This is a genomic window from Saprospiraceae bacterium, from assembly GCA_016714025.1.
Lineage (GTDB): Bacteria > Bacteroidota > Bacteroidia > Chitinophagales > Saprospiraceae > Vicinibacter.
In genome coordinates, this window is sequence record JADJOB010000002.1 from 1,350,469 (window position 1) to 1,365,515 (window position 15,047).

Annotated in this window: 10 protein-coding genes and 1 tRNA gene; 9 read left to right on the forward strand and 2 right to left on the reverse strand. The window is 38.0% G+C overall.

The annotated features are described in order from the left end of the window. Positions 1 to 81 precede the first annotated feature (81 nt). Positions 82 to 1,239 (forward strand): alanine dehydrogenase, encoded by a 1,158-nt coding sequence (locus tag IPJ80_08615; GenBank protein MBK7913550.1) that lies wholly within the window; start codon positions 82 to 84, stop codon positions 1,237 to 1,239. Between the two features lie 475 nt (positions 1,240 to 1,714). Here the strand turns inward: IPJ80_08615 and IPJ80_08620 are convergent, their stop codons facing one another. Further along, on the reverse strand, positions 1,715 to 2,695 hold the full coding sequence (locus tag IPJ80_08620; protein MBK7913551.1) for a polyprenyl synthetase family protein: 981 nt from the start codon (positions 2,693 to 2,695) through the stop codon (positions 1,715 to 1,717). A gap of 368 nt (positions 2,696 to 3,063) precedes the next feature. Between IPJ80_08620 and IPJ80_08625 the strand changes: the two genes are divergently transcribed. From IPJ80_08625 to IPJ80_08650, 6 genes are all read left to right on the forward strand, one after another. After that, positions 3,064 to 4,011: a hypothetical protein gene (locus IPJ80_08625; GenBank protein MBK7913552.1), complete on the forward strand. Its 948-nt coding sequence runs from the start codon at positions 3,064 to 3,066 to the stop codon at positions 4,009 to 4,011. A gap of 1 nt (position 4,012) precedes the next feature. After that, positions 4,013 to 4,732 (forward strand): phosphoribosylformylglycinamidine synthase subunit PurQ, encoded by a 720-nt coding sequence (gene purQ / locus IPJ80_08630; GenBank protein MBK7913553.1) that lies wholly within the window; start codon positions 4,013 to 4,015, stop codon positions 4,730 to 4,732. 197 nt (positions 4,733 to 4,929) lie between these two features. Next, the gene (locus IPJ80_08635) at positions 4,930 to 7,455 is read left to right on the forward strand and encodes a thioredoxin family protein (protein MBK7913554.1); all 2,526 of its coding nucleotides are present in this window, start codon (positions 4,930 to 4,932) and stop codon (positions 7,453 to 7,455) included. A 35-nt stretch (positions 7,456 to 7,490) separates the two neighbouring features. After that, entirely contained in the window at positions 7,491 to 7,928 is a 438-nt protein-coding gene (locus IPJ80_08640; GenBank protein ID MBK7913555.1) for a DUF1573 domain-containing protein, read from the forward strand. A 549-nt stretch (positions 7,929 to 8,477) separates the two neighbouring features. After that, positions 8,478 to 9,836 carry a vanadium-dependent haloperoxidase gene (locus tag IPJ80_08645; protein MBK7913556.1) on the forward strand — a complete coding sequence of 453 codons (1,359 nt, stop codon included), beginning with the start codon at positions 8,478 to 8,480 and terminating at the stop codon, positions 9,834 to 9,836. Positions 9,837 to 10,107: 271 nt separating this feature from the next. Beyond that, positions 10,108 to 11,637 carry a T9SS type A sorting domain-containing protein gene (locus IPJ80_08650; protein MBK7913557.1) on the forward strand — a complete coding sequence of 510 codons (1,530 nt, stop codon included), beginning with the start codon at positions 10,108 to 10,110 and terminating at the stop codon, positions 11,635 to 11,637. 291 nt (positions 11,638 to 11,928) lie between these two features. Here IPJ80_08650 and metG read toward each other — a convergent pair whose 3' ends face one another. Further along, entirely contained in the window at positions 11,929 to 14,085 is a 2,157-nt protein-coding gene (gene metG, locus IPJ80_08655) for a methionine--tRNA ligase (protein MBK7913558.1), read from the reverse strand. Between the two features lie 146 nt (positions 14,086 to 14,231). Here metG and IPJ80_08660 point away from each other — a divergent pair. Together IPJ80_08660 and IPJ80_08665 are read left to right on the forward strand one after the other, a co-directional pair. Beyond that, positions 14,232 to 14,318 (forward strand) — tRNA-Leu (locus IPJ80_08660). Between the two features lie 189 nt (positions 14,319 to 14,507). Continuing rightward, positions 14,508 to 14,885: a VOC family protein gene (locus IPJ80_08665; GenBank protein ID MBK7913559.1), complete on the forward strand. Its 378-nt coding sequence runs from the start codon at positions 14,508 to 14,510 to the stop codon at positions 14,883 to 14,885. Positions 14,886 to 15,047 lie beyond the last annotated feature (162 nt).

Genomic DNA, 15,047 nt, shown 5'->3' on the forward strand with positions numbered 1-15,047 from the left:
TCCGTTGATTTTTAGCAAGATACAATTATGGATTCATCCTATGCCACCAGCACACAGCGAGAGTTTTTAACCCAGCCGGAAATGCTGGAGCTCTACCGGGCAAAGTCTTCAATCAAAATAGGGATTCCTCTGGAATCTGGAATGCAGGAAAACCGGGTGGCATTAGTGCCGGTTTCTGTAAGCAATCTTGTAGCACGTGGCCATTTGGTTTATGTTGAATCCCAATCAGGGGTCAAGGCGCATTATTCAGACATTGACTATTCAGAAGCAGGTGCCATCATCACACATGACCGGAAAACGGTATTTGAATGTGATATTATTTTAAAAGTGGCTCCTCCTACTTTAGAAGAATTGCAATGGTTTCATCCCAATCAAGTATTGGTTTCGCCACTTAATTTTCCAATTATTGACAGCGAATACATCCAGGCACTCCGTCAAAAAAGAGTTACAGCTATTGCAATGGAGTACCTCCAAGCAGATGATGGTACCTTTCCCTTAGTCCGGATTATGTCAGAAATCGCAGGAATCTCCGTTGTGCAAACAGCTGCCGAATTATTAAGTCATCCGAAACAAGGAAAGGGATTGCTATTAGGGGGTATATCGGGTGTGCCCCCCGCAAAAGTGATTATATTAGGTGCGGGTGTTGTTGCAGAATATGCAACACGGGCAGCTTTGGCTTTAGGGGCTTCTGTGCGCATTTTTGATGACAACATTCATAAGTTAATCCGGATTCAAAACCGGATGGGACGTCAATTGTATACCTCGTCATTAAATCCCATAACGCTGACTCAACAATTAATGACTGCTGATGTGGCCATTGGTGCCATTCACAGTAAAACGGGTCGTACGCCGCTGTTGGTTTCTGAAGAAATGATTCTTCAAATGAAACCCGGCTCTGTAATTATTGATGTAAGTATAGACCAGGGTGGTTGCTTTGAAACCAGTCAGTTGACTACACACGATCAACCCATTCGGATAGTACATGGTGTAATTCATTATGGAGTTCCTAATATCGCATCTAAAGTTGCACGAACTGCTTCTATAGGAATCAGCAACATCATTACAACGATCTTACAACAAGCAGGAGATGCCGGCGGAATCGATCATGTAATTTATTCCCACAAAGGTCTGCGAAATGGAATCTATACCTATAAAGGCTGTCTGACTAATGAGTATTTAAGTCAGCGTTTTGGAATTAAATACACCAATCTGGAATTGTTGCTGACAGCGACAACCTAAATTTATAAAGGAGATTTATTGCAATTTGTGTTCGTTGATGCTATATGTTTTCAATTCATATTTTTTTGAAACACATAGGGACATAGGGATTTAGGGAACATTGATTAGGAATTCTATGTGATGCCTATTGTTAACCATATACCTATGTTTTTCAATTCATATTTTTTTGAAACACATAGGGACATAGGGATTTAGGGAACATTGATTAGGAATTCTATGTGATGCTTATTGTTAACTATATACCTATGTTTTTCAATGGTGCTTTTTTTTTGAAACACATAGGAACATAGGGATTTAGGAAACATAGATTTAGAATTCTATGTGAAACCTATTGTTAACTATATACCTATGTTTCAATTCATATTTTTTTGAAACACAAAGGGACATAGGGATTTTGGAAACATAGATAAAAGTCATTGGGATAACTTGGTCTATCGTTTACTAAAAAGGACTGCTATTAAATTGTGGGTTAAACTTATTTTACTCTGGAAGTTATGTAATAACTTAATTTTACAAGGGCTTCGTGAGCATCGTTGTGTGGTAAATTTTGCAGATGGGCTAATGCTTCGTCGCGGTAGGCATACATTTTTTGTTCAGCAGTTTCTATACCATTGTATTCATGAATAAAGGAAACCACTTCCTGAATTGATTTAGGATTTTCATTGTGATTTCGAATGAGTGAAATCATTCTGTTTTTTAATGGCAGGGGAGCTTTTGTTAATGCCGCAATCAGAGGCAAAGTCATTTTCTTTTCTTTAATATCCAAGATCTTTGGCTTGCCGGTAAAATCCTTGCTTAAATCCATCAAATCATCTTTGATCTGAAAAGCGATTCCAATTTTTTCTCCGTAGTCGCGGATGTTATTGAGATAATCAAGCTGATCTGTCGTACTCTTAGCTCCACACAAACAAGCCGAACGAATCAAGGAAGCTGTTTTTTGTCGAATGATTTGAAAGTAGATCGCTTCATTAATGTCCAATCGGCGTGCTTTTTCCAATTGCAATAATTCCCCCTCACTCATTTCACTTACGGATGACGAAAGAATTTCCAATAAATCAAAATGGGATCCTTGCAAGGCTGTCAATAGACCTCTTGACAATAAATAATCACCAACCAAAACTGCAATTTTGTTTTTCCATAAAGCTTTAATTGAAAAAAATCCTCTGCGCTGATCGGATTCATCTACCACATCATCATGCACCAGAGTTGCCGTATGGAGTAATTCAACCAGAGTTGCAGCAGCAAATGTTTTTTCATTAATTTCTCCGAAAAGTTTTGCAGAAAGCAAACTCATTAAGGGCCTTAATTGCTTACCTTTTGTTTTGACCAGATAATAACTGATTTGATCCAATAAGGCCACCCTGCTTTGCATTGCCTGCCTGAAATGGGCATCAAAAGCTTTAAGCTCTAGTGTAACGGGTCTTTTTATTTCCTCCAGGGTATATTCCGGCTTCATCAATCGGTAAATATAAGCTATGGCGTTTGGCGAATGGTACCATCTTGATTTCTGATTCAAAGAGGTATTCAGGGGCAAATGTAATCGATTTCTGTAATTATATTTAAAGCATTCATTTTTAACTGATTAGATGAGAATTGTAAAAAAAATTGGTATGAAGAATAACCCTTGTTCTATGAAGTATAAGATGCGGAGAGCTTAAAGTGGGGTTTGAAATTTTTTAATGCGGAGTTTCCGACTGTAAATGAGCTGTTTAAATAAATTGGATCCCGAAGAATACTTGGTTTTTAGAGATTCCCTTAAAAATTGGATTAATTTTGATTCTACAATTAAACCGCTTGCTCGAATTATTTAAGAGAAATACCTTTATGGGAGCATTATTGCTAATACCCTATGCCATGGTATTGCATGCCAGCAGCTGGTTTAATAAAGTAAGTTGTCCCGTTTCTGATTCTTGCTGGCTATTTCTGAAACTATTTAAAGAGCTCTCTGAAAACAATGCCTTCAATATAACCAGTTCCTTAGTTCTAATAGTTTTACAGGCTCTTTGGATTGGCCGGATGGTCAGTCGTTTTAAATTGACCGGTGAAGGTCAACTTTTTAGTTCTTTGTTTTTTATTCTGTTTTGCGGCTTTCATTATTCTACCCTTTGCTTTGGTCCGGTCTTGCTTGCAAACTTTTTTTTCACCCTGGCCCTGCCAGAATTATTTGGAATTTATCTAAAAAAGAAACCGGCTTTAGCGCTGTTTAATTACGGCTTTTTGGTAGGATTGGCAAGTCTATTCTATCCCCCGTATTACATCTTTTTAGTTTTAGGTTTGGTAGGTATTTTGGTTTTACGCGTCTATCAATTAAAAGAAATCCTTCAAATAGTAGGAGGTTTTTTTAATGTTTATTTTTTACTTTTTGTAAGCCTTTATTATTTTAATCTGCACACTGAATTTTGGGATGTGCAAATTGCAGGTTTTTTTAGACCGTTTATATTTTCTATGAAATTTGGCAGCATCGGCTGGATTGCATTTGCCTTGTTATTTATTTTTGTTTTAATCAATTTAATTCAATATCCGTTTTTTCAGTTTAAGAGGTCTATCATGGCACAAAAACAGTTTGACTTATTGTTTTGGGCTATTCTGATCAGCGGGTTTAGCATCCTGTTTTTACAAATTGATCAGGTAAATCATTTGATCATTTTATATAGTCCCCTGGCACTTTTAACAGGTGTATTGTTAACTAAACCTAAAAATCCACTAATCCAGGAAACCATTCACCTGTTTTTACTGCTTTGCTCCTTATTTTTACAATTTCAAAATTGGTAATATGAAATTTGGCGTGGTTGTTTTTCCCGGATCAAATTGTGATGATGATCTGATGTATGTGATTGGTGATGTATTCAAAAAGCCAATTGAGAAAATCTGGCACAAAGAACATTCTTTAAAACAGTTCAATTCGGGTGATTGCATATTCCTGCCGGGTGGATTTTCTTTTGGAGATTATCTGCGTTGCGGTGCCATCGCTAAATTTTCACCCATTATGCCTGAAGTAATCCGTTTTGCAAATGAAGGTGGATTGGTGATCGGCATTTGCAATGGATTTCAAATTCTGTGTGAATCCGGTTTGCTTCCAGGACAATTGCTGGTCAATCAGAATGAAAAATTTATGTGCAAAAATGTCTACCTCAAACCAGGCACGATCGATTCTCCACTCAGTTGTTTGTTAGACCCTAATAAAGCCTACAAAATACCAATAGCACACGCAGATGGACGTTATTTTGCCGACGAACAAACCTTGAGTGAATTGAAGTCTCAGGGTCAAATTATCTTTCAGTATTGCGACCCATCAGGCCGTATAGACGAGGCATCCAATGTAAATGGTTCTTGTTTAAACATTGCAGGAATTTGTAATAAGGAACGCAATGTATGTGGTTTGATGCCGCACCCGGAACGCGCTGCTGAAACTGCTCTGGGCAACACCGATGGCCGCCCCATCCTTGAATCCATCTTTGAATGGATTAGACAGTATTCCAATTCCATAGCATAAGCTAATTACAATTTCTCAATCCAAAATTTCCAAAACCCAGGGTTTAAATCCTGGGTTTTGGAAATTTTGGATTGGGAAATTTTGCGTCAAAAACGTTAAAGTGAGGTTAATCTAGGCTTTCAAAGCCTTTAATAAACACCCTAAGACCGGCCGTTTCGTTTATTTTTGTGTTCCTTTAAGGTACTAAATTTCTTTCCATGAAAATTGCCAGAGTATTTCTACAGCTTGCTTTTATTTTTTCATTGTGGAATGCATCAGCCCAAATCCTGCAGCCGGTTCATTGGACTACTGAGGTCAAACAATTGGATAAATCACACTATGAGATCATCCTGAAAGCTAAAATGGATGATGGCTGGGCGATTTACAGTCAGACATCCGATCCCAATGCGGCACAACCCAGTGAAATCACCCTGGAGAAAGGCAAGCATTTTGAATTGATTGGCAAAGTAGAAGAACGCGGTAAAAAGAAAGAAGGTCCGGAACCATTATTTGATAATCTGGTAGTTTCAAAATACTATGATCATGTAGATTTTGTGCAGAAGATTAAAGTCAGCGATGCTTCCAAACCAATCAAAGCATCGGCTTATTTTATGAGCTGTAACAGCGAGAAATGCATTCCGCCAACCAATGAGGATTTTGTAATTTCTTTAAATGGGGAAGTGCCTGAAGAAAAATCAATGGGCGGCATGCCTGCAGGAACTGGTTTGATTCCTTCAACCCCTTTGACTGCTAACGATCAAAACAGTAATTTACTGGACCCTGTCAAAGTAAAATCAGAATTGATTGATAAAGGAAATGCCACTTATGGTTTGAAATTTACAGCGACTATCCAGGACGGTTGGTATATCTACAGTCATAACATTCCTCCGGATGGTCCGATCCCTTCAGATATTGTTTTGACTGAAGATGCAGGCTATGAAAAAATAGGGAGCATTCAGGAATTGTCAGATCATCGATTAGAAGGATTTGATGAAATTTTTGAAATGAAGCTCATTAAATTCAAACAGGAGGCATCATTTATACAGGAAATTAAAGTCAAGGATCCTTCCAAGCCTATCAAAGGATATTTTACCTATCAAACTTGTGATGCCAGTCGTTGCTTACCCTATAAAAACCTTGATTTTTCATTTGACCCGGTTTCAAAAACTTTGAAATTTGATTCAGAAGAAATTCCAATAGGATCTCCTTTATTAAAAGATGGAAATACCATCGATCTGAGTGTACCTAGTTTAATCGAAACCCAAAAAAATCCGGTAGGACAATGTGGAGAAGAACGCATTGAAGGAAAAAATCATTGGTGGACTTTTTTGTTTGGGTTTCTGGGCGGATTGCTCGCTTTATTGACTCCTTGTGTTTTTCCTATGATTCCTTTGACGGTTTCGTTTTTTACAAAAGATACCAAGCGCAAAGGCTTTCAAAATGCATTGATTTATGCATTATCGATTATTGTGATTTATGTCGCCATCGGAATTTTAATTACAGCAGTTTTTGGCGCTACCGCACTCAATGAATTATCTACCAATTGGATTGCTAATACCTTGTTCTTCATCATTTTTATTGTCTTTGCATTTTCGTTTTTTGGATATTACGAAATTACGCTTCCCAGTTCGTGGGCCAATAAAAGCGATCGGATGGCCGACAGCGGTGGATTGATTGGCATTTTTTTTATGGCTTTTACTCTGGCAATAGTCAGCTTTTCCTGTACGGGTCCGATCATTGGTTCGGCGATCGTACAGTCGGCAACTTCAAAAATGGGACCTTTTGTAGTGATGCTGGGATTTTCAACTGCATTGGCCATTCCATTCGGATTGTTTGCTGCATTTCCTGCTTTTTTAAATACCTTGCCGCGTTCGGGTTCCTGGATGACGAATGTAAAAGTAGTCCTGGGCTTTTTGGAATTGGCGCTTGCATTTAAATTTCTATCAGTTGCCGACATGACCCAACACTGGGGTATCCTGGGATATGAAATTTTCATGGGTGCCTGGGTGATAATTTTTGCGTTGATGGCGCTGTATCTTTTTGGTTTTATTAAATTTCCTCACGACAGTGCAGTAAAAAAACTATCTCCGGCCCGATGGTTTTTTGCTTTGTCTTCATTGGCTGCTACCATCTATCTGGCTACCGGATTTACATACAATAAAGACCTGCATTCTTATAATGCCCTGAAGTTAATGAGTGGATTGGCTCCCCCTTCAACATATAATTATTTCTTACCGGCCCCGGAATTGAATGCAGAGATTAAAAGCAAATATCCTTCATTTACAAAATGTGCAAACAATCTGGATTGCTTTAAAAATTATCACGAGGGTTTAGCCTATGCAAAAGAAGTACATAAACCCATGTTGGTTGACTTTACAGGATATGGTTGTGTCAATTGCAGAAAAACAGAAGAACACATTTGGGTCAATGATAAAGTGCGTCAACAAATCATGAAAGATTATGTCCTGGTGTCGTTGTATGTAGATGATCGTTCGCCACTCGAACAAGAATTGTATTCAGCGGTGCGAAAAACACCGATAAGAAATGTTGGAAACAAATGGGCTGATTTTCAAATTGTCAATTTCAATCAAAACAGTCAACCTTTATATGTTTTGGTAAGTCCGAAAGAAGAAGTACTTGCAAAACCACGCGGTTACCGGGAAGGCGTTGAAAGCTATTCAGAATTTCTTAATTGCGGACTCGACGCGTTTCGGAAGACAGAAGCTGTGGGAAGCAATGAGTAATTAAGAATTAAGAATTAAGAATTAAAAATTACGAATTGAATACTATGTCATTGGTTCGGAATGTTGGATTTGGTATTTTAGCATTGGGCTTTGTGCTTACATGTTGTCAGCCGGTACGATCGCAAATCAGTTTTAGCAATCAGGCTGAAGTACCCAAAAAAGCATTTGCAAAAATTCAGTTTGATTCTAGTACGTATCATTTTGGTGAATTGGTACAAGGACAAATTCTGGATAAGGAGATCTGGTTTACTAACACCGGAACCAGCGATTTACAAATAGAATTGATCACCGCATGTGAATGCACCACCCTGGATTGGACCCGTTTACCGGTTGCTCCTGGAGCCCGCTCAAAAATTAAAATCCGTTACAACAGCAAAGACAAAGACGGTCCGCAGATTGTCGATGTGGAAGTAATAGCCAATACGGAACCCGCATCGAGTTATACCAAGTTTAAGTTGGAGGTTAAGAAGTGATCTGATAAATAAATTTGGTATTAGAACATTTACACCAATTCAAAAGCATTTTCTCAAATGGTCATTGCTGATTGAGCATTGTGTATTGAGCATTAGATTAAGCTAAAAAGCTCAATAGCTAAAAAGCTAAAAAGCTCAATAGCTTAACTGCTTAACAGCCCAACAGTCTAACAGCCCAACAGCCCAACAGCCCAACAGCCTAACAGTCTTCATTTCAAGCGATACTTTAAAATTAACTTACCCCACACAATTTTACTAATATATACAAATTTGTTACATAAAATATTGATAATTAATTAAATATCTATTAATAATTCAAAATATTAATTACATTTTATTATATTCCTATCAGGGGAAACCCTGAATTTCTAAAAAATTTCTTAATGAAATTAGGATGCTACGGAAGCAAAGTGCTATTTTCGTGTCGTATTCTTCCCTTTGTTACTTTAGATCGTTCTGATCTAATGCCTCAATCACATTGTCTGGTTTTGTCAATGAATGGCTTCCCCAGATTTTGGTAAGCATTGAAAACTATTAAATATTATTATCATGAGGCATTTAGTACAATTTAAAGCATCCCCCGTAAACTACTGCTTGATGGTGGCATTATTATTAATGACTGCCTGTACTAAGGACGAATCTAGCGTAGTCATCAGTGAACTCAGTAAAACCAAACTGGAAAATGGCAAAATTGCCAATGACTGGATGGCTTTGAGTTTGCAGTTGACGTCCGAAACTCCTGGTTATACAGCACCCATCGCCAGCAGAGTGTATGCCTACTTAGGCCTTGCTATTTATGAAACCGTTCAATTAGGTATGGATCGCCAACCTAGCTTGCAGGGTAAATTAAATGGCCTTTCTAACAACAGCCTTCCCATTATTGCTGAAGGTGGAGAAGTGAGTTGGTCACTGGCTGTAAATGATTGCATGTATGCATTGTTTAATCATTTTTACAGAAATACAGCTCCGGCTGGATTGAAAAAAATCCAGGACTTGTATCAAACCAATGACATTGAGTTATCAAATACAGTAAACCCTGACATTGCTAGAAAATCCAGGTTGTTTGGACAAATGATGGGAAAAGCTATTTATGAGTACTCCCTTACAGATGGACAAGATTTGGCTTATCTAAACAACTATCCTGTAAATTATACCCCCCCACAGGGTCAGGGTTTATGGGCTCCAACTTCCAATCAAATTAAAAAACCACTCTTGCCATATTGGGGAGAGGTTCGAAGCTTTGTAAAGGAATCTCAAGAAATTGATTTAAATACACCTCCAACTTATTCTAAATCTACCAGTTCAGTATTCTATGCCTATGCATTGGATGTAAGAAACAGAGTAAAAAATTTAGATGCCAATACCGTAAGTATGGTTAAGTATTGGAATGATGATCAGGACAATGCAATATCAGTTTCAGGCCATATGATGGCCATCCTGGTAAGCATTCTGAATAAAGAAAATAAAGACCTGGCGTTCACTGCAAAAGCATATGTGATGTTGGGGATTGGATTGCATGACGCAACCGTTGCTGCTTGGAAAGTAAAATATAAATACAACATGCTTCGTCCGGAAACCTACATCCGCGAAAACATCGATGCGGATTTTGAATCCTTAATCAGTTCGCAGGCAACTCCGGAATATTCTGCTAGTCCATCTGCAGTAGCAATGACCAGTTCAGAAATTTTAAATGAATTGTTTGGTTACAATTACGCATTTACGGATCGTACCCACGAGTTCAGAAAAGATATCAACGGTGCACCACGGGCTTATAAATCATTCCAGCAAATGGCGGATGAAATCAATATGTCCAGTTTGTATGGAGGAATCCACTACCGTTTTAGTCTGGAAGCCGGACAAAAACAAGGAACCTACATCGGCAAAACCATCAACAGTCTAACAATGTAAGTATAATAGGGCCCAAATTCTGACCTGAAATAGCTCCTCAAAAGGGAGCTATTTTTTTTTTGTTCAGGTAGAAACCTGGGGTTTAAATCCCAGGTTTTTAAGCTTGGAATTTGCAAATTGATTTTAACACATTTCAAACCAATCTCATTCACAAACAATTTCATGCTTTTTAATGCCTGCTTTTGATTTTATAAGCATTCCGCAAATGCCCATCCAAATTCTAATTTGGAAAATTGACAGGTAAATGTATATTTATACTAAAATTGTGAACATGAGAACTTTAATAAACCGCTCTTTAGGGGTAATTCCCATTTATATTTTATGCATACCGCTTGCAATGCTTTGTTTTTGCAATACCGGATTTTCTCAACAGGCCTGTGATATTTTGCAATGCAATGATGCTGCAAAAATTAAAATTGAGATTGGAAAAAGCTATCCAATTTCAGCTGCTGATTTATTAGACATTGGATATTGTACCGACCACAGCTATAAATTAGACTATTTGTACAAGGGTATTTTGAACCCATTGGATACCATTACTTCAAACACTCCAAGTTTTTTTCAATACCGTATAGTGGATCAAACCAATGGAAATTCGTGTTGGGGACACATTACGCTTATAAAATTGGATTGCATTGATGATTTTATTCCGGTAAAGAGCAATAAATCGTATAATTTATTTTGTTACGAATCTTTTAAGGTGGATGACTTGGGTTTTAATATTCCGGATAGTGTGGAACTGATTAAAACGGGCGACAATCAATTTACTGCCAGTAATTGGGCGCGTTGCGGTGCGGTTAAAATCAAAGTCGTACGAGATTTTACAATCCACGGTACCTGCGATTCATCATTTATGCAAATTATATACAGGACCTGGCGAGTAACCAGTCCGGATAATCGGAGTTTTGATTTTACAGACACCATCACAGTATCTTATTGGAATATAGACTCCAGCTATAAATTACCGGATTACAATGGGATAGATCAGCCCGTTTTTGATTGCAGAAACTCCTGGCTTCGCGGCCGAAACGGAAATCCGGATGGCACATTAAGCTTTGAGAAAAATTACAAAGCCTGTAATACCTTGGGTACCACCTATACGGATGATACCTTATCAATCCAACCGGAAGGATGTCATCGTATTTTAGAATTGAGAAGAAACTGGTTCATTCTCAATTGGTGTAATTTTGAAACGTTTAATCTTTCACAACTTGTTTATGTGCGATGTTACAACGACAGTATTAATCCTGTGGCTCTCTGTAAATCTGGAATCATTGAATTCCAATTAAATCAAAACAATGTATTAACCCTTAATGCAAACGAACTTTTACAAGATGCTACCGATAATTGTGGATTAGCTCAAACCAGTTGGGATGAAGCAGGATTCATCCAATCAAAACAATTTGGATTGGCGGATACCGGAAAAATTCTTGATTTGAAAGTATGGGTCTATGATTCATCCGGAAATAAAACTTCTTGCGATGTGCAAGTTAAAATTCTGCCCAATCAGATCGTACGTATAGATCCCATGTTGCAAACTGAAAATTTAAAATTGTTTTGCATTCCTAACCCGATGCAAACGTCCTCAACCATTTTTTTTGAATCTGATAAATTCCGGAATGGGAATATAAATATTCGGAATCAGAATGGCGAGTTAGTTTTTAAAATGCCAATCATATCAAATTTATCTAATAAATGGGTGTATTATTTGAAAGATTCAGACCTTCCTATTTCAGGAGTCTATTATTTGACATATCAAAATGAGGGAATATTTAAAACGGTTAAGTTGGTACGATTCTAATTTTCGGATAAGCAATTAATATTGAAGATGAATGGAAGAAAAGCCACGAATTAAAGACGAATTGAAGATGGGATAAAAGCCACGAATGCACGAATTAAAATTTGGAGTATAAAGCCAACTTTTCAATCTAATAGCGTCTAACAGTCTAATAGTCTAACAGCCCAAATTCAGCAATCAGCAATAAGTGGTCAGTAGTCAACTTCATTAAAGTCGTTCAGTCCTACAGTCCTACAGTCCTACAGTCCTTCAGCCGTTCAGCCGTTCAATTACTTTGCCCTTCAATCCTTTCAGCTATTTTACTACACTACCTAAATACCAATCTTCTTTGGCACTGATGAAGGTCAATCTACCATCAGCATCTTCTGCCATAAGGATCATGCCGTTTGAATCGATGCCTTTTAGTTTGCGGGGTGCAAGATTCGCTAAAAAAACAACTTGACGGCCGATAATTTCTTCTGGTTTGTAATATTCAGCAATGCCGCTTACAACAGTTCGTTTTTCGAAACCTAAATCTATTTCCAGCTTCAATAGTTTATCTGCTTTGGCAACTTTTTCTGCAGCAATGATTTTTGCAGTGCGTACATCAACTTTGGCAAAGTCATCGTAGCTGATGGTTTCTTTTAATGGCAAATGTTTTGATTCCATATTAGTTTCAGAATTTATTGGTATCGTTTGATTTTCGCTGTGGTGAAGTTTGTCAATTTGTTTTTGAATGAGTTCGTCATCCAGTCGTGTAAATAAATACTGCGCTTCCTCAATTTTATGACCGGCTTCAATGATAAATTCCCCTTCAGCAATTTTTGTGAGCATATCCTCCAATTCGCCGCTTGCGTTTAGATCCGGAAGATTCAACATCTTTCGAAGTTTAATGGCCGTAAATGGTAAAAATGGTTGCATGGTCATACTCAATGCTGCAACATAATGTAAAGCCAAATTCATAACCACCTCAACCGTTTCAGGTTGAGATTTTTGAATTTTCCAGGGTTCGTTATTTTGTAACAATTGATTTCCGGCAGTACAAATATCCATGAGTGCTTTAAGTGCAGCGCGAAAATCGTATTCCCGGATGTGTTGATTGACTTCCTGGATCAGATCAAAGAGGTAAATTAATTCGGCATCATGAAATCCACCCAATTCATCTCCTGCAACACCTTCAATAATTTCATCCGGATCAAAATCGGGAACCACTCCTTTGTAATATTTGTGAGTAAGTGATAAGACCCGGTGAATAAAATTGGATAAGTTATTTACCAGTTCATTGTTATGTGCATCCTGAAACCCTTTCCAGGTAAATTCGCTGTCTTTTTGTTCCGGCATATTTTTAATCAAATAATACCGAAGTGAATCTTCTAAACCCGGAAGTTCTTCTAAAAATTCATGCACCCATACTGCCCAATTTCTGGAAGTCGAAATTTTATTTCCTTCGAGATTCATAAATTGATTGGCCGGAACATTGCTGGGTAAATTGTAGCCACCGTGGACTTTTAAGATGGCCGGAAAAATGATGCAATGAAATACAATATTATCCTTTCCAATAAAATGGATTAATTCAGATTCCGGATCTTTCCAATATGATTCCCAGTCTTTATTTTGTTCTTTTGCCCATTGTTTGGTTGAAGAAATATATCCTATGGGTGCGTCCATCCAGACGTATAATTTTTTTCCTTCAGAGCCAGGTATTTCTTTGGGTACATCCACACCCCAATCCAGATCACGGGTCATTGCTCTTGGTTGCAGGCCTCCTTCGATCCAGGATTTACATTGACCCAGTACGTGATTTTTCCAGAGATCCGGATCGTGATGTTCCTGACCATCCAGGCTGCCATTTACGATAAAATCTTTGATCCAGTTTTCATATTCATCCAGTGGAAGATACCAGTGTTTGGTTTTGCGTTTTTCCGGAGTTTCCCCGCTGATCACACTTTTTGGATTGATGAGGTCGGTAGGATTCAAAGAGCTGCCACAGTTTTCACATTGATCGCCGTATGCATTTTCGTTGCCACATTTTGGACAGGTACCCACAATGTAGCGATCTGCTAAAAACTGTTGGGAACTAAGGTCATAAAATTGTTCGGATTCTATTTCGCGAAATGCTCCTTTATTGTAAAGATTCAGAAAAAATTCTTGTGAAGTTTGATGATGCAAAGGATCTGAGGTCCGATGGTAGTAATCAAATGAAATTCCAATCCCCTGAAACGTTTTTTGAAATAACTCATGATAGGTATTGATAATTTCAGAGGGTGTTTTTTTTTCTTTAAGAGCCCGCATGGTAATAGCGGCCCCGTGTTCATCTGATCCACAAATGAAGACAATATCTTTACCCATCAATCGCTGAAACCTTACATAAATATCAGCAGGCAGATACGCACCACAAAGATGGCCCACGTGCAAAGGCCCATTTGCATAGGGAAGTGCAGCAGTAACCAAATGACGTTTGAATTGGATCATCCTTGTTTTTAACAAATTCGAACAAAGATAAACTTCTGGTCTTATATATAGAATTTTTATATATAGGCTAAAATGATGTGAGTAAGCCCCGGAGGAGGCTATTAAATCAGGAAATGCGCTATTTTTGCCCTATTGGATTTTGTACAGCCGAAGTGGTGAAATTGGTAGACACGCACGTTTCAGAGGCGTGTGTTCGCGAGGACATGCGGGTTCGAGTCCCGCCTTCGGCACCAATCAGGTTCGGGTGCAGACGAAGCTTCGCTTGTCGGCATGGTGACATCCAATAAAGAAAATATTGTGTGTAGAATAAACATTCATTGGATCGTCAGCATCCCTCATTTAAAAGGAAGGCAAGCCTTCCTTTCTGATATTAGTTCGTGTTGGTATTTCAAAGATTTATTAGCTTTCCTAAAATTTAGTGTATGAAATCATCGGTTGGTTCCTTTGCTTGGGCAGATTTAACAGTAGAAAAAGCACCCGAAATCCGCGATTTTTATGCTTCGGTCGTAGGATATTCATTTACAGAAGTCTCAATGGGCAATTATTCAGATTATTGTATGAATTCATTAGACGATGGCCAAACCAAAGCAGGTATTTGTCATGCCCGCGGTGGAAATGCCGAACTGCCTCCCATGTGGTTGATTTACTTTAATGTCCGGGATTTGGACGCCAGTTTAAATAAATTAAAAGAATTGGGTGGAGTAATTCTAAGCGGACCAAAATCTTATGGTGGAAATTCCCGCTATGCAGTCATAAAAGATCCGGCAGGAGCATGTTGTGCATTGTTTCAGGAAGAGTAGGATCAAAGACTAATTTTTAATTTGGTGGACAAGCCTTATCAATGTCTTATTCATTTTGCTTAAAAAGCTAAATTTCAACCATGCATAAGATTTTAAAATCTGTAAGTTCATTCAATAACTACATTTGTTTAAAAAATATTTCTGAAATACTAAGCAGCAAAA